The 15290-nt window shown below is 72.9% G+C and carries 16 protein-coding genes; 7 read left to right on the forward strand and 9 right to left on the reverse strand.

The genetic code is table 11. The features are described from left to right. Nucleotides 1–71: 71 nt before the first annotated feature. Entirely contained in the window at nt 72–923 is an 852-nt protein-coding gene (locus OTB19_RS08330; protein WP_267797395.1) for an alpha/beta fold hydrolase, read from the forward strand. Nucleotides 924–949: 26 nt separating this feature from the next. Here OTB19_RS08330 and OTB19_RS08335 read toward each other — a convergent pair whose 3' ends face one another. Further along, the gene (locus OTB19_RS08335; protein ID WP_267797396.1) at nt 950–2782 is read right to left on the reverse strand and encodes an NHL domain-containing thioredoxin family protein; all 1833 of its coding nucleotides are present in this window, start codon (nt 2780–2782) and stop codon (nt 950–952) included. Nucleotides 2783–2815: 33 nt separating this feature from the next. Between OTB19_RS08335 and OTB19_RS08340 the strand changes: the two genes are divergently transcribed. Next, a complete protein-coding gene (locus OTB19_RS08340) occupies nt 2816–3361 on the forward strand; it encodes a Uma2 family endonuclease (RefSeq protein ID WP_267797420.1) in 546 nt (181 codons plus the stop codon). 30 nt (nt 3362–3391) lie between these two features. On the opposite strand, the gene OTB19_RS08345 is transcribed toward OTB19_RS08340, so the two are convergent. Both OTB19_RS08345 and OTB19_RS08350 read right to left on the reverse strand, forming a co-directional pair. Further along, nucleotides 3392–3919, reverse strand: coding sequence for a DUF4240 domain-containing protein (locus OTB19_RS08345; protein ID WP_267797397.1), 528 nt, complete (start codon nt 3917–3919; stop codon nt 3392–3394). A gap of 40 nt (nt 3920–3959) precedes the next feature. Beyond that, nucleotides 3960–4772, reverse strand: a complete 813-nt coding sequence (locus OTB19_RS08350) for a hypothetical protein (RefSeq protein WP_267797399.1) — start codon at nt 4770–4772, stop codon at nt 3960–3962. Nucleotides 4773–4804: 32 nt separating this feature from the next. On the opposite strand from OTB19_RS08350, the gene OTB19_RS08355 reads away from it, so the two are divergent. Beyond that, nucleotides 4805–5302, forward strand: coding sequence for an LURP-one-related/scramblase family protein (locus tag OTB19_RS08355; RefSeq protein WP_267797401.1), 498 nt, complete (start codon nt 4805–4807; stop codon nt 5300–5302). A 43-nt stretch (nt 5303–5345) separates the two neighbouring features. Here the strand turns inward: OTB19_RS08355 and OTB19_RS08360 are convergent, their stop codons facing one another. Beyond that, nucleotides 5346–5750, reverse strand: a complete 405-nt coding sequence (locus tag OTB19_RS08360; protein WP_267797404.1) for a hypothetical protein — start codon at nt 5748–5750, stop codon at nt 5346–5348. A 62-nt stretch (nt 5751–5812) separates the two neighbouring features. Then, nucleotides 5813–6592 carry a carbon-nitrogen family hydrolase gene (locus OTB19_RS08365; RefSeq protein WP_267797406.1) on the reverse strand — a complete coding sequence of 260 codons (780 nt, stop codon included), beginning with the start codon at nt 6590–6592 and terminating at the stop codon, nt 5813–5815. Between the two features lie 137 nt (nt 6593–6729). Between OTB19_RS08365 and OTB19_RS08370 the strand changes: the two genes are divergently transcribed. Then, nucleotides 6730–7554 carry a maleylpyruvate isomerase family mycothiol-dependent enzyme gene (locus OTB19_RS08370; protein ID WP_267797407.1) on the forward strand — a complete coding sequence of 275 codons (825 nt, stop codon included), beginning with the start codon at nt 6730–6732 and terminating at the stop codon, nt 7552–7554. Between the two features lie 87 nt (nt 7555–7641). Here the strand turns inward: OTB19_RS08370 and OTB19_RS08375 are convergent, their stop codons facing one another. Together OTB19_RS08375 and OTB19_RS08380 are read right to left on the reverse strand one after the other, a co-directional pair. Further along, nucleotides 7642–9021 (reverse strand): MFS transporter, encoded by a 1380-nt coding sequence (locus OTB19_RS08375; protein ID WP_267797408.1) that lies wholly within the window; start codon nt 9019–9021, stop codon nt 7642–7644. Continuing rightward, nucleotides 9018–9668 carry a GntR family transcriptional regulator gene (locus OTB19_RS08380; protein ID WP_267797409.1) on the reverse strand — a complete coding sequence of 217 codons (651 nt, stop codon included), beginning with the start codon at nt 9666–9668 and terminating at the stop codon, nt 9018–9020. Before OTB19_RS08380 ends, OTB19_RS08375 begins: the two co-directional genes overlap by 4 nt. A 205-nt stretch (nt 9669–9873) precedes the next feature. Here OTB19_RS08380 and OTB19_RS08385 point away from each other — a divergent pair, with 205 nt between their 5' ends. Further along, nucleotides 9874–11070 carry a DUF418 domain-containing protein gene (locus OTB19_RS08385; RefSeq protein WP_267797410.1) on the forward strand — a complete coding sequence of 399 codons (1197 nt, stop codon included), beginning with the start codon at nt 9874–9876 and terminating at the stop codon, nt 11068–11070. Here OTB19_RS08385 and OTB19_RS08390 read toward each other — a convergent pair. Both OTB19_RS08390 and OTB19_RS08395 read right to left on the reverse strand, forming a co-directional pair. Then, the gene (locus OTB19_RS08390) at nt 11036–11371 is read right to left on the reverse strand and encodes a protease inhibitor I42 family protein (protein ID WP_267797411.1); all 336 of its coding nucleotides are present in this window, start codon (nt 11369–11371) and stop codon (nt 11036–11038) included. The genes OTB19_RS08385 and OTB19_RS08390 overlap by 35 nt on opposite strands. 14 nt (nt 11372–11385) lie before the next feature. Beyond that, nucleotides 11386–13275: a C1 family peptidase gene (locus OTB19_RS08395; protein ID WP_267797412.1), complete on the reverse strand. Its 1890-nt coding sequence runs from the start codon at nt 13273–13275 to the stop codon at nt 11386–11388. Nucleotides 13276–13444: 169 nt separating this feature from the next. On the opposite strand from OTB19_RS08395, the gene OTB19_RS08400 reads away from it, so the two are divergent. Continuing rightward, entirely contained in the window at nt 13445–14671 is a 1227-nt protein-coding gene (locus tag OTB19_RS08400; protein ID WP_267797413.1) for a DUF1266 domain-containing protein, read from the forward strand. A gap of 76 nt (nt 14672–14747) precedes the next feature. Beyond that, nucleotides 14748–15167 (forward strand): PPOX class F420-dependent oxidoreductase, encoded by a 420-nt coding sequence (locus OTB19_RS08405; RefSeq protein WP_267797414.1) that lies wholly within the window; start codon nt 14748–14750, stop codon nt 15165–15167. Nucleotides 15168–15290 lie beyond the last annotated feature (123 nt).

Consider the following 15290-nt stretch of genomic DNA (forward strand, 5'->3'; position numbering starts at 1 on the left):
TTTTTTCCGTGCGCCAAGACCCTAGAAGGGCTAGGTTAAAACCTAGAAGCCCTAGGAAAGGTTGCGGCACCATGCACGTCCACACGCTCAAGGTCCCCGGCGCCACCCTCCGTTACGAGACCCGCGGCTCCGGTCCCGCCCTGCTGCTCCTGCCCGGGGGCGGCGCCGACGCCGCCGTGTGGGACCCCCTCGCCAACACCCTCGCCGACCACTTCACGGTCGTGGCCTGTGACCCGCGCGGCACCACGCGCAGCCCGCTCGACGGACCGCCCGTGGACCAGAGCCCGGCCGAACAGGCCGACGACGCGGCGCTGTTGTTGGCGGCGGTCACCGACGAACCGGCGTACGTCCTCGGCATCAGCGCCGGCGCGATCGTCGCCGTGGACCTGCTCCAGCGTCACCCGGCGCTGGTACGACGGGTGGTGGCGCACGAGCCGCCGCTGGTGGAGCTGCTGCCGGACGCCGCGGAGCAGCGGAGCTTCTTCGCCTCGGTGGTGGAGGCCCACCGCGAGCGCGGCGTCGAGGCCGCGATGGCCGTGATGGCGGCGGGCACGGGCGGCGACGCCGCCGGGGGCGGTACGGGCGGCGACGCCGGGGGCGAGCACCGCGCCCCCGCCGCGCACACCCCGCCGCCGCCGGAGGTGTTCCGGCGGATGTCGGCGAACGCGCCGTTCTTCCTCGAACACCAACTGCGCCAGTTCACCGGGCACCTGCCCGACCTCGACGCGCTGGCCTCGTACGCCGACCGGCTGGTGCCGGCGGCCGGCGAGGAGTCGCGCGGGCTGCTCCTGCGACGCCCGGCCGAGGCGTTGGCGCACCGACTCGGCGTCGGGCTCGCCGAGTTCCCCGGCGGACACGTCGGCTGCGTCGAGCGGCCGGCCGCGTTCGCGGACCGGCTGCTCGACGTCCTGCTGAAGTCCTGACCGTCCCGAGGGGCCCGGTCCGTGGATCAGTCGTCCATCCCCGCAAGGACGAGCGGCAGGCGGTCCGCGCCGCCGGCGGTGACCTTCACCGGCACGCCCCAGTCCTGCTGGTGGACGTGGCAGGCCGGGTACTCGTTGGCCGGGTCGTCGTCGCAGGACGCCGCCATCGCCGAGACGTGCAGCACGCCCTCGGTGACGTCCGGGTTCCACTCCAGCTCGCGGAACAGGTCACTGCCCGGGCCCTCGCCCGCCGCCAGCAGTTCCGGCGGGGTCGAGGAGACCAGCAGCCGGGTCGAGGGGCCGTAGCGGGTGTCGAGCTTCTGCCCGCTCGGCGCCTGGAACACCACGTCGAGGCGCAGCCGGCCGGGGGCCACCTCGGTCGCCGCCCGCTGCGTGCGGTGCGCGACCGCGTCGACCCGTACCGCCTCCTCCGGCAGACGCAGCCGGGTCAGCCGGTGCCGCGCCGACTCGACGACCACGATGTCCGTGCCGACCAACACGGCGTCACTGGGCTCGCGCAGGTCGGTCGCCAGCGTGGTGACCTCGCCCGTCGCCGGGTCGTAGCGGCGCAGGGCGTGGTTGTACGTGTCGCAGATCGCGACCGAGCCGTCGGGCAGCGCGGTCACCCCGAGCGGGTGCTGGAGCAGCGCCTGCCCGGCGGGGCCGTCGCGGTGACCGAAGTCGAAGAGGCCGGTGCCGACGGCGGAGGTGATCGCGTAGCCGGTGTCGGTGCGGTGGACGTAACGCACCGCGCTGGTCTCGGAGTCCGCGATCCACAGCCGGTCCTCGGTGGCCGCGAGCCCGGAGGGCTGCGCGAACCAGGCCTCGGCGGCGGGCCCGTCCACCAGCCCCTCGTTGGTGGTGCCGGCGGCGAGCTCGACGGTGTCGGACTCCGGGTCCCAGGTCCACAGCTGGTGGACGCCGGCCATCGCGATCCACACCTTGCCCTGCCACCAGGCCACGTCCCACGGCGAGGACAGGTCAACCTCCAGGGCGGGACCGGAGGTGGGCGAACCCTGCCACCACTGCCGGCCGGTCCCGGCGACGGTCTCGACGACCCCGCTCTCGGGATCGAAGGTCCGCAGCGCGTGATTGACGGTGTCCGCGACGACCACCCGGCCGTCGGGCAGCAGCGCGAGACCCTGCGGCTCGCTGAAGGCGTCCGGCCCGAAGCCGCGCGCCCCACCGCCGACGCGCCGTACGACGCTCTCCCCGTCCGGGGCCAGCTCCACGAGCTGGTGCCGGGTCGAGTCGGACACCAGGAGGTTCCCGGAGGGCAGCACGAGCGCCTTCCCGGGGAACCTCAGGTCGCTCGCCACGGGCTCGGGCGCCACGTACGGCCCGTCACCGCGCCGCAGGGTCCCCTTGCCCTCGTGCTCGGCCTCCAGCTCCTCGACCAGCCGCTCGATGGCGTGGGCGTGCCCCTCGCCGGCGTGCTGCGCGACGATGTACCCCTCGGGGTCGATCACGACGAGCGTGGGCCAGGCCCGGACGGCGTACTGCTTCCAGGTCGCCAGCTCGGGGTCGTCGAGCACGGGGTGGTGCACCCCGTAGCGCTCGACGGCGTCGACGACCGCGGTGTGCTCGGCCTCGTGCACGAACTTCGGCGAGTGCACACCGATGATCACCAGAGTGTCCCGGTGCTTCTCCTCCAGCTCCCGCAGCTCGTCGAGCACGTGCAGGCAGTTCACACAGCAGAAGGTCCAAAAATCGAGAACGACGAGGCGTCCTCGCAGGTCGGCAAGGGTGAGTTCCTTGCCTCCGGTGTTCAGCCAGCCGCCCTTGCCGATCAGCTCGGGGGCACGGACTCGGGCACTGCGGCGGGGCGCGGGGGTGGGCGCCGGGACGGCATCGTTCATGCTTCAAGCTTGCCATCCTGATATGAACGCCGGATCACACGCTTACGGCGGGGGAACGCCCCCGAGCACGCGCTGAAGTACGCGATCCAGCACCAAAGAGGTGACCGAACGGAGATCGTCGAGGGGCTCATCACGCAAGTGACATCGAGTTGGGATCACGAGCGCGCCGCCGAAGAGATCCGTGATCAGATCACACCGCGGGTCCGAGAACTCGGCTGCGTCACCGGTTCGGGCAATCTGGATCTGCCCGGCTCGCCCAATTGGTACGTCCCCGACATCGCCGTCGCACCCCGGGAACTGGCCAGGGGCGGAGACGCCCTCGTCCCCGACCAGACGCTCCTGATCGTCGAGGTGACCTCGGAGTTCGACGCGGAGACCGACCGCGTGGTCAACCGCAAGCGGTACGCCGAGTACGGCGCGCCCCTGTACCTGCTGGTCGACCGGGTGGAGAAGACCGTCACCGTCTTCTCCGAGCCGGGCGGGCTCGGCTACACGCGGACCGACGGCCCCCACCCCTTCGGGACGCCGGTGCGGCTGCCAGAGCCGTTCGACCTCGAACTCGACACCACCGGGCTGTAGGACCGCGCCGGGCAGGGGCCGCCTTCGGGGTCACGCCGAGGCGAGCAGGAGGCTCAGGCGGGGCAGGCGGGCGGCGGTCTGCGCGGTGTCGTCGAAGTCGAAGGACCAGTCCGGGTCCAGGGTCGGGTAGCTGATCGTGAAGGAGTCCGCCGGGAGCTCCCGGCCCGTGGCGAGCCCGTACGCGGTCCAGGCGATGGAGAGCGCCTCCTCGTCGCGCAGTTCCTCGCCCGCCGAGGCCGCCGCGCGGACCTCCGGGTGGTCGGCCAGGGAGTCGGGGTCGGCCAGGGCCGCCGTGAAGGCCGCCTCGCCCTGGGTGAGGAGCCAGCCGCGGAAGTGGTCGAAGCCGTCGTCGGAGCAGCCACCGTTGATCAGGTACGCGGCGGCCCAGAGCGGGGCCCGGTAGGACTCCGCCAGCAGGTCCCACACCACCTGCTGGGCGGCGGCTATCCGGCCCTGCGGGTACCCGGCCAGGAGCTCCGACGCCCGCCGCGCCACCCCCTCGTCACCCGCGTCCGCGCGGGCCGTCTCGATCAGCTTCCAGAAGGTCTGCTTGTCCATGGGAGGAGCCTGGCACCCGGGTCTGACAGCCGGTCCGACCTCAGTCGCCGGCTTCCGTGAAGGTCCTGAGCGAGGCCACGAGGGCCGTCACGAAGGACTCCCGGACCGACTCCGGGAGCAGGTCCAGGGACAGGTACGGGTTCAGGTCCTCCAGCTCGACCAGCAGCAGTTCCCCCGAGGGGGCGCGGCAGGCGTCCACGCGCTGGATGCCGTGCGCGAGGGTGTTCCACGCGACGAAGGACCGGGCGAAGTCCAGGTCCGCCGCGGTGGGCTCGTAGCGCTCCAACTCCCAGCGGCGGGCCGGGTCCGGGGCGTACAGGGCGTACTGGAAGGCGTCGTCGACGAAGTAGAAGGACACCTCGTACGCGAAGTCGACGCGCGGCTGGATCAGGAACTCGCCGGCGGGCACCCCGCCCGGGTCGGCGGTGAAGGTGAGCCCGATGGAGTCCGCGCCCTGCTTGGGCTTCACCGCGTACGAGGGAACCGACGGCAGCCGGTGCAGCAGCGCCGGGTCGTCGACGGTCGGGATCACCGGGAAGCCGGCCTCGGTCAGGTCGAGCAGGTACTGCTTGCCGGCCATGTCACCGCGGCCGGTCATCGGGTTGTAGACCCGCGTCCCGGCGGCCGTCGCGGCGGCGCGGAAGGAGTCGTAGGCCTCCTGGTAGTGCAGGACCGGACCGCTGTTGCGGACCACGACGGCGTCGAAGCCGGGCATCAGCCGCTCCGCGTCGAGCGGATGGCACAGGGCGAGCGGGAAGTGCTCGCGGAGCCGGGAGGTGAGGAATATGTCCTCGTCGCAGTAGCGGCGGCCGCGCGCCGGGTAGGCCAGGTCGGTCACGAAGAGCAGAGGCATGCACGCAACCTATCGCGGGCACGGATCAGGGCATGAAATACCTCGTACGGGACAAAGTGCTCGCCATCGGCGACGACTACTGGATCGAGGACGAGGAGGGCCGGCACGCCTTCCTCGTCGACGGGAAAGCCCTGCGGATGCGGGACACCCTGGAGCTGAAGGATCCGGACGGGCACATCCTGATCACGCTGCGGGAGAAGTGGTTCTCCTTCCGCGACGCGATGACCCTGGAGCGCGACGGGCGGCGCCTCGCCGTGATCCGGCGCAAGCGCCTCTCGCTGCTGCGCAACCACTACCGCGTCACGCTGGCCGAGGGCACCGAGGTCGACGTCAGCGGCCGGATCCTCGACCGCGAGTTCAAGGTCGAGTACGACGGGGAGCTGCTCGCGCTGATCTCCCGCCAGTGGTACCGGATCCGCGAGACGTACGCCGTCGACGTGGTCCGGGAGGACGCGGACGCGGCGCTGCTGATCGCCGTCGCGGTCTGCGTGATCCGGATGGCCGAGAAGGAACGGGACGAGGACGACTGACGGGGCGGCCCGGACGGCCGGACCACCCGGACCACCGGACCGCCTAGCCCGACGCCCGGCCGGCCACCCGGTCGTGCTTGTGGCTGTCCCGGGCGGTGAGCTGTCCCTGTACGTAGGCGTCCGACCCGGTGCTGTACGGGCCGCCGTGGTCGAGGAGGAGGTCGGTGAGGCGCTGCCACTCCGCGACCGCCGCCCGGGTCGGGGCATCGGCCCGCGACAGGTCGCCGGCGGACTTCAGGGCGGCCTCCAGGGCTGCGGCGGCCTCGTGATGGGCCATGCCCTCCGCCTTGGCACGGACCCGGTCGCGGGCCACGACCTCCCCGGCCGAGGGTTCGTGGGGCTCCAGGGCCGCCTCGATCACGGCCTCGGTGTCCCGCGCGTCCTCGGCCGCCGCCCCGGCGCCCCCGGCGCCGTCCCGACCGCTCTCGTTGCCGTCCGCTTCCAGCACGCCACGCCCGCTTCCCGTCGTACCCGGTACCACCGATGCGCCTCTACCCCGAAGGAGACGGCCTACCGCCCCATCCGGCGGTCCTTGAGCGCGGGGAACTGCTCGCGGGTCTCGGCGACCTTCGCCGGGTCGAGGTCCACCGTGAGCACGTCCTCGCCGGTTCCCGCCTCCGCCAGTACCTCGCCCCACGGGTCCACGACCAGGCTGTGCCCGGCCTGCTCGACGCCCGCGTGGGTGCCGGTCAGCCCGCACGCCAGGACGTACGACTGGTCCTCGACGGCCCGCGCCCGGTTCAGCAGCGTCCAGTGGGAGCGGCGCCGGGCCGGCCACCCGGCGACCACGACCATCGTCGTCGCCCCGGCGTCGACCAGGCCCCGGAACAGCTCCGGGAAGCGCAGGTCGTAGCAGGTGGCGATGCCGAGGTTCTGCTCCGGCAGGGCGACCGTGGTCAGGGAGTCGCCGGGGGACATCAGCACCGCCTCGCCCTGGTCGAAGCCGAAGCGGTGGATCTTGCGGTAGGTCGCGGCCAGCTCGCCCGCCGGGGAGATGACGAGGGCGGTGTTGTAGAGCGAGCCGTCGCCCGCGCGTTCCACCAGCGAGCCCGCGTGCAGCCAGACCCCCGCGTCGCGCGCGGCCTTGGACATCGCCTCGTAGGTGGGGCCGTCGATCGGCTCGGCCTCGGTCTCGAACTGCTCGTAGGCGAACGCCCCGACCGTCCACAGTTCGGGCAGCACGACGAGGTCGGAGCCGCTCTGTTCCCGTACGAGTTCGGCCACCCGCGTCCGCCGGGAGGACACCGACTCCCCGTCGTTCACCGCGATTTGGATCAATGAGGCGCGCACACTACCACCGTCCTGGACTTGTAGCCCTCAACTCGGGCCTACGATCGTCACACGAAAGCACTGCCGGGGTGCTCACCGGCAGCGTAGTTTTGGGAATAGTCCACAACGCGCCACTGAACAGCACGCGAGGGGTCCCGTTGACCGTCCATCCCAGCCTTCAGCCCTACGCCGACGCGTGGACCCATTCCATCGAGGCGATATCCGAGCTGGTCCTTCCCCTGCCCGAGGGGGAGTGGAACCGGGCGACCCCGTGCCCCGGCTGGTCCGTCCGTGACGTGGTGTCACACGTCATCGGCATCGAGTGCGAGCAGCTCGGCGACCCCCGGCCGATCCACACGCTGCCGCGGGATCTGCGGCACGTGGTGGACGAGTTCACCCGGTACATGGAGGTGCAGGTTGACGTGCGGCGCCACCACACCGCACCGGAGATGACCTCGGAGCTGGAGTACACGGTCATCCGTCGGGCACGGCAGCTGCGCAACGAGAAGCGGGACCCGGCCACGATGGTGCGCGGGCCGCTGGGCGAGCAGGTGACGCTGGAGCTGGCGTTGCGGCTGCGGGCGTACGACGTGTGGATGCACGAGCAGGACCTGCGAGCGGCGTTGGGCGCGCCGGGCAACTGGGACTCGCCGGGCGCGTACGTGGCACGGGACATGCTGCTGGCCGGGCTGCCGAAGGTGGTGGCGAAGAAGGCGGGGGCGCCCGCGAACTCCGCCGTGGTGCTGGACGTGCACGGCGCGCTGGAGTTCATGCGGACGGTACGGGTGGACGCGGCGGGGCAGGGGACCCTGGACAAGTCTCCGTCGCTGGGGCCGGCCGTGACGCTGACGATGGACTGGGAGACGTACGTCCGTCTCGCGGGGGGCCGGGTACGGCCGCGCGCGGTCGCCGACCGCGTGAAGATCGAGGGCGACCCCGACCTCGCGGACGCCATCCTGGCGCACTTCTCCGTGACCCCCTGACGCGTGACCCCGTGACCCCGTGACGCGCGGCGCCGTGACGCGCGGCGCCGTGACCCCGTGCTCCCAGGACCCCCGCCCCGGGCCGGTTCAGGCCGACGCGGACGCCGGGGCGACGGGACCGGAGGGGTGCGACGGGTCGGGCTCGCCGGACGGCGCCGGGACGACGGGCCGACGCTCGTGGGCACGTTCCCGTTCCCGGGCCAGCGCCCGCCCCCGCAGGCGGAGGATCTGGGTGATGCCCAGCACCTCCAGGAAGAACACCGACGAGAAGGCGATCCGGTAGTTGTCGCCGGTGGCGTCGAGCAGGACGCCGACCGCGAGCAGGGTGGTCATCGAGGCGAGGAAGCCGCCCATGTTGGTGATCCCTGAGGCCGTTCCCTGCCGTTCGGCCGGGTTCGCCGGACGGGCGAAGTCGAAGCCGATCATCGAAGCCGGTCCGCAGGTGCCGAGCACCACGCACAGGACGACCAGCAGCCACATCGGGGCCCGGTCGCCCGGGTACACCAGGACCGACGCCCACAACAGGGCCGTCACCCCCACCGTGCCCAGGGCCAGCGGGATCCGCGCGGACTGGCGGCGCCCGACGAGCTGGCCGTAGAGCAGCCCGAAGCCCATGTTCGCGGCGACGACGAGGGTGAGCAGTCCGCCGGCGGTGGTCCGCGACAGCCCCTGCGCCTCAACCAGGAACGGCATGCCCCACAGCAGCAGGAACACCATCGCCGGGAACTGGGTGGTGAAGTGCACCCACAGGCCGAGCCGGGTGCCGGGTTCCCGCCAGGACGCGGCGATCTGGCGGCGTACGAACCCGCCCGCGCCCGGCGTCCCGGAGGCGCTCACCGGGGCGGGCGCGTGGCCGTCGGGGTGGTCCCGCAGGAACAGCGTCAACGGGACCAGCACGATCAGCCCGGCCACCGCGCTGCCCGCGAAGGCGGGCACCCAGCCGACGCCGTGCAGCACGGGTGCGAGCACCAGCGTGGAGACCAGGTTGCCGGCCATGCCGACCAGCCCGGCCAGTTGCGCCATCAGGGGGCCGCGCCGGGCCGGGAACCAGCGGGTCCCGAGCCGCAACACGGAGATGAACGTCATGGCGTCACCGCAGCCGAGCAGGGCGCGCGCGGCCAGTGCCATCCCGTAGGAGGGGGAGAGGGCGAAGCCGATCTGTCCGGCGGTGAACAGCACCGCGCCGAGCGTCAGCACCTTCTTGGTGCCGAGCCGGTCCACCATCAGGCCGACGGGTATCTGCATGCCCGCGTACACCAGCAGTTGGAGCAGCGAGAAGGTCGAGAGCGCCGACGCGTTGACGTGGAAGCGGTCCGCGGCTTCGAGTCCGGCGACGCCCAGGCTGGTACGGAAGATGACCGCGACGAAGTAGACGGCGACGCCGATCGACCAGACGGCCAGGGCCTTCCGCCCGCCGGGCGGGTCAAGGGGCGGGGCGCTCCGCGGGGCGGGCACGGGGGCGCTCATCGAACGTCCCCCCGCACCAGCGCCTCGACGCGGCCCACGTGCGCCCGTACGGCGGCGGCTGCCGCCTCCGCGTCCCCGGAGCGCAACGCGTCCAGGATCTCGGTGTGTTCGACGAGGGTGCGCTCCACCCGTTCGGGGTGGGCGTGCAACAGGGCGACGCCCATGCGCAGTTGGCGGTCGCGGAGCTGGTCGTAGAGCCGACACAGGATCTGGTTGCCGGCGTGGCGCACGATCTCGGCGTGGAAGCCCCGGTCCGCGGCCATCAGCGCGACCAGGTCGCCCTCGGCGGCGTGCCGGCGCTGCTCCCCGATGAGCGCGGCGAGCCGGTCCAGCAGGGCGGGCGGCGCGGGCACGGCCTTGCGGGCGGTGAACTCCTCGACCAGCAGCCGGGTTTCGATGACGTCCGCGATCTCCTGCACGGAGACCGGCAGCACCAGCGCGCCCTTCTTCGGGTACAGCTTCAGCAGCCCCTCGGTCTCCAGCCGCAGCAGCGCCTCGCGGACCGGGGTGCGGGACACGCCGACGGCCTCGGCGACCTCGCCCTCGGTGAGGAGGACGCCGCCTTCGAAGCGGCGGTCCAGGACCCCCTGTTTGACGTGTCGGTAGACCCGGTCGGCGGCGGTCACGGCGGTGGCGGCGGATGGCATGCGCACAGGATAGATACATGAAGCGTGCAACGACCTTCCCCGTCCACCATCCGGACACGACATCCGGACGTCACATCCGGACGTCGAAGGAGGGATCGCGCGGGGTGGGGACGAGACGACGGCCCCGGCGCTGCATCGAAGGATGTACCCCGGCTTCGTTCACCCGCAGGACGTGCGCCGCCCCGGCCGCCGAGACGCTGGAGTCATGTCCGAGACCCTGCTCGCACCGCCGGTGACGACGACCCGGCTCCCCTTCCTCGACGTCCTGCGCGGAGCCGCGATCCTCGGCACGCTCATGACCAACGTGTGGATCTTCGCCTCGCCGGGCTCCGAATGGGGTGTCGTCCAAGGCGGCCTGGGAGCCCCCGACGTCCTCGCGGACCCCACCCCCGCCCACCTCGCCGAGGCGCTCTTCCGCTTCCTCGCCGACGGCAAGTTCCTGGCCCTGCTGACGGTCCTGTTCGGCGTGGGCCTGGCCATCCAGTACGACTCCGCCGCGCGCCGGTGCGCCCCCTGGCCGGGCCGGTACGGGCGCCGGGCCGCCTTCCTCTTCCTCGAAGGGACCCTGCACTTCCTGCTGATCTTCGCCTGGGACGTACTGATGGGCTACGCCGTCACCGCGCTCCTCGTCGCCTGGCTGCTCGCCCGCCCGGAGAAGGTCCGGCGGCGCGCGATGTGGGTGGCCGGCGGGACGCACCTGGCGCTGATCACCCTGGTGACGGTCGCCTCCGCGGCCGGACCCGAGGGCACCCCGAAGGGTCCCGACCCGGACACGGTGGCGCTGTACGCCGACGGCACCTGGGCCGAACAGATCGCCTTCCGCCTCCAGCACGCGGCGATCCTGCGCATCGAGCCCGTCTTCAGCTTCGGTCTGCTCGTGTTCCTCTTCCTGCTGGGCGTCCGCCTGCACCGCGCGGGCGCGTTCGCCCCGACCGCCGACGGGCGGCGGATCCGGGGTCGGATGGCCGCCTGGGGACTGGGGCTCGGCATGCCCGCGGGGATCGCGGCCGCGCTCGGCGGCGACGCGTACTTCGTCCTGGGCCGCTACGCGATCGCCCCGCTCATCGCCGTCGGCTACATGGGGCTGATCGGGATCGCCCTGGACCGCCTGCGGGTTCCCGCGGTGGTGACCGGCGCCCTCGGTTCGGTCGGTCGCACCGCCCTGTCCTGCTACGTCGCCCAGAACCTGCTGTGCCTCCTGCTCTGCTACGGCCTCGGCCTGGGCCTCGCCGGGCGCCTCGCGGGCACCGGCCCCTGGTGGGTGATGGGGCTGTGGGCGGGCGTCGCCCTCACCCTGGTGGCCGGTTCCGCCCTGTGGTTGCGCCGCTTCGAGCGGGGCCCGCTCGAAGCGGTACAACACTGGGCTCTCAAGCCCCGCCCGTCCCGCCCCGGCGGTCGCTGACCTCCACCTCCAGCAGGAACTCGTCGTACGGGGCCTCCTGCGGGTACGGCGGCCGGACCTGGGCGAACCGCACCCGCGCCCGGCCGCCCGCGCCGAGCCCCCGCACCAGGTACACCCGCTCCACCGCCGCCCCCGGCAGCGGTGGGGCCGCCCCGGGCCCCGGCCCGACCGGTTGCGTCACCGAGACGGTGTCCGCGTCGCCGCCGACCTGCCAGGTCCACACGTACCCGCGTGCCCCGCGCCCGGTCAGCCGCAGCTCGTACGTCTCGCCCGGCGCGAGCACGATGCTCCGTACCTCCATCCGCGCGGCCCCTCTCAGGCCGGGCCGATCACCGGCCCCTCGTGCCAGCCCGCGCCGTCGCGCCAGTAGTGCTGGAGGAGGCGGTCGGTGCGCAGGACGATGACTTCCAGGTTGAACCCGAAACTGCCCTGGAGCATCCCGGTGACGGCCAGCGCGTCGTGCCCGAAGACCGCGCCGCGGGCCCAGGCGGCCCCCGCGGCGTTCCCGCGCCACCAGTGCTCGACCCGGCCGCTCTCGGCGACGACGCACAACTCGTAGTTCCCTGCGGTGTCCTCGTCGACGGCCCCGTACTGGCCCTCGATCAGGCACGGCGCGGAGACGATCCCGCTGCCGAAGACCTCGCCGGCGCGCCAGACGAAGCCGTTGGGGTCGTCGCGCCACCACAGCTGCATCCGACCGTCGTCGCGGGCCGCGACCAGGTCGAGGTGCCGGCCGCGGGTCTGGACCAGCGCCGGACCGTAGTGGGCGATGCCGGAGGCGAAGCGACCGCCGTCGTTCCAGGTCCAGGGCGCGCCGTTGATGCGCCACCAGTGGTTCAGCCGGCCGTCGGCGGTCCGGACGACCACCTCGAAGTTGCCCGGCTTGCCGTAGTCGCTCTGGATGAACGCGGGCGTCGAGCCGACCGCCGCGTCGCCCGGGCCGAAGGCGCCGCCGTCGCGCCAGGCGCCGCCGGACTGCTCGTAGTACCAGTGGCGGAGCCGGCCGCCCGTGGTGACGTGCAGGGACTCCATGTTCCGGTTGTAGGTGGTGCCGGTGAAGGCGGGCTGGCCCGAGGCGTCCCCGGCGAAGGTGCCGGCCCGGGACCAGGCGAAGGGTGCCTCCCCCTCGCGCCACCAGTGCCGCAGGGCGCCCGCGCCGGTGCCGGCGAGCAGCTCGAAGTTGCGGTGGGCGCGGCCGTTGCCGCTCTCGTACACGTTGCCGGTGTGCAGGCGGCGCTTGCTCCACGGGTCGATGTTGGTGTCGCGCAGCCCGCACTTGGCCCAGTGGTCGATGTCGACCTCGCCGTAGGCGATGCGGCCGTAGCCGCCGACGTGGTAGCCGGTCCCCCAGGAGTTCTTGAACAGCCAGCAGCCGGCCGCGTCGTCGTAGCCGACGATCAACACGCAGTGTCCGCCCGCGAGTCCGTCGCTGGTGCGGTGGTACACGCCCGCGCCGAGCCCGAAGAAGTCGTCGTACACGTCGAAGCAGGCCGTCAGCGGGCCTACGGTGTCCAGCCACACCTTCTGCTGTTCCGTGTCGCCCAGGCGCACGTACTCGGTGACGCGCACCGTGCGCCCCGAACGATCCCAACTGGGCGTGTACTCGGCCCCCCAGGCCTCGCGCCGCTCGACGGGCAGGCCGGGCGGGGGCGTGGAGTAGGGCCAGCAGTCCGGGTCCGCGAGCCCGCCGTGGGTCGTGATCCAGTCCAGGGCGGTCTCCGGGTCGGAGCCCTGCCCGCAGGTGAACTTCAGCCCGTCGTGCACGTCCCCCTCCGACCGCTCCGCCCACACGTCGTGCTCGATCCGGGCCATCGACTCCACCAGCCCGGCCGCCCCGAAGGCCCAGCACGACCCGCAGGGGTTCTGGTCCTTCACCTTCGTGAGCCAGGGCCAACCCCACCGGCTCCGCCAGTCCACGGCGGCCGGCCGGGCCCCCGCCGGCGACCTCCCGGACCCGGGCAGCAGGCCGTGCGCGGCCCTGCGCCGGGTGAGGTGCGGATTGCCGCTGGCCCGCCCGATCAGCCCCCGCAGATCGACGGTCCCCACCTCCTCGGCGGACGTCAGGTTCGCCCCCGGCTCCAGGCCCAGCGCGGCGCGGGGCACGCGCTCCGCGTCGGCCAGGTGCTCGGTCACCGACCAGCGTGCCCCCCGTTCCGCGAGCCGCGCCCGCAACTCCCCCGCCGTCCGGACATACTCCTGCGGCATACCGGCCCCCCAGTGTGCGATCGCCCGTACGGATGCGAGCGAGACCCGGGAGCGTCCCCCTGCCGGCGGGGGGCGTCAAGGGGGTCCGCGAGGTCGCGCGGTGGCACGGGGGTCGTACGCCCCGGGAGGCGGGCGCGGGGGTGCGGACGACAGGGCCTAGGGTTTCCGCATGGGGACCTGGACCGCGCCGAGCGTCATCGAACGAGAGTTGCACGAGGCGAGGGCCGCGGGGAACTGGCCGGGCCTCCTCGACGTGCTGGCGCGGGCCCGCCTCCTCGTCCCGCAGTCCCGTGCGTTCCTCGACGCCCATCCCACCCGGGTCCGGCCCGAGCGGACCTGGTTCCCGCAGGTCCAGGCGCACGCCTACATCGCCTTCACCGAGGGCATGCTGCCCGCGCCCACCCCCGACCTGGTCTTCGACATCGCGAGCCTCGACTGGTTCGCCGACTGCTATCCGTCGGGCGCGGTCCCCTATTTGGCCGTCAACCCGGGCACTCCCTTCGAGGTGTTCCTGCCGATCTCGCCCGCGCACGCGGCGAGTTGGAAGTTCCATGTGGAGCGGCGCCCGCGCGACTACACCGGGCTGGAACGCGACAAGGTCCACGCCCTCCACCTCGGCGGCCCCCTGCGCGGGCCCGTCGCCTTCGGGCTGGCCTGCGGCGCGCACCTGTCGGTGCGCTCCGGAACGTTCTGGAACGCGCTCGCCTACCACGGTCAGGGCTACTCGCTGGAGCGGGAGAAGCTCCGGGAGTCCTGGGGGGTCACCACCCGCGAGGAGTGGCTGGGCATGACCGAGCGGCTGTTGACCGCCGACGTGGTCAGCCCGGTGTGGGAGTTCGCGCTGCGCGTGCGCGTCGCCCTGGCCAAGGAGTTCGCCGGGCCGGTGGACGTCGAGCACTGGCGCCATGCCACCGCCTCCACCCTGCGGGCCAACGCGGAGCGGGCCGCCGAGCCGCGCCTGACCCCGGACGGGGTGACCGTCGCACGCCCCCGGCCCACCGCCGAGGTGGAGGGGGAGATAGCGGGCCTCCAGCGGGTCATCGGGCGGATCGCCCGCTACGAGCAGCGCTTCCGGGCCGACGGGGTGCTGAGCGGGGGCGCGTACGTGCGTTCCGTCGAGGCGTGGGACTTCGGGCGGGCCTCCCAGATGGCGCGCTGGGGTCTGGGCGCCCGCTTCGGGAGCCTGGAGGAGACCGAGCGGGCCGTCGTCCGGGCGGGGAAGGCCTGCCGGCTGGCGTACCGCTCGTGGGAGGAGCTGTCCGCCGGGTTCGTCCTGGGGCGGTGCATGCAGTTCGACGAGGAGGAGTTCGGCCACTGGTACGCGGACATGGTCACCGTGCACCGGGAGTTGACGAACGACCCGGGCAGCCCCTGGGTGAACCTGCCGTGGGGCTGAGCGGGGACCTCGGTCAATCGGATCGTCGTACGCGAACCGAGCCGCCCGCGAGGGGTCCCCGACTAGGCTCGCGCGCATGACTGTTGAGCTGAACGACACCGTGCGGGGGCTGCTGGACGCGCCGCATCCCGCCGTCCTCACGACCATCAACCCCGATGGCGGACCGCAGAGTTCGGTCGTCTGGGTGTCCCGCGACGGCGACGAGCTGTTGGTCTCCACCGAGCGGGGCCGCCGCAAGGAACGCAACCTGGTCCGCGACGAGCGGGTCGGCCTGACCGTCTTCGACCTCGCGAACCCCTTCCTGTACGCCGAGATCCGCGGCACCGCCTCGGTGACCGAGGACACCGGTCGGGCCGTGGCGGCCCGGATCGCCGAGGAGTACCTGGGCCCGGGGGGCGGCAAGGAGTACGTGGAGGCCCCCGCCGAACAGGTGCGGGTGGTCCTGCGCATCACCCCGACGAAGGTGCTCGGCAACGCCGCCAAGGCCGCCGGCTAGTGCTGTGGCCGGAAAGGTTTGCCGGGTCGCGGTGTCCGGTGCGGTGCATCGCAAGGCGGAGGACTGCCGCTTGTACTGGACGTACTCGGGCGGTTCGACAACGCGGCGAGGTGCCGTGCCGGG

The organism is Streptomyces sp. H27-H5 (assembly GCF_026627505.1).
GTDB lineage: Bacteria > Actinomycetota > Actinomycetes > Streptomycetales > Streptomycetaceae > Streptomyces.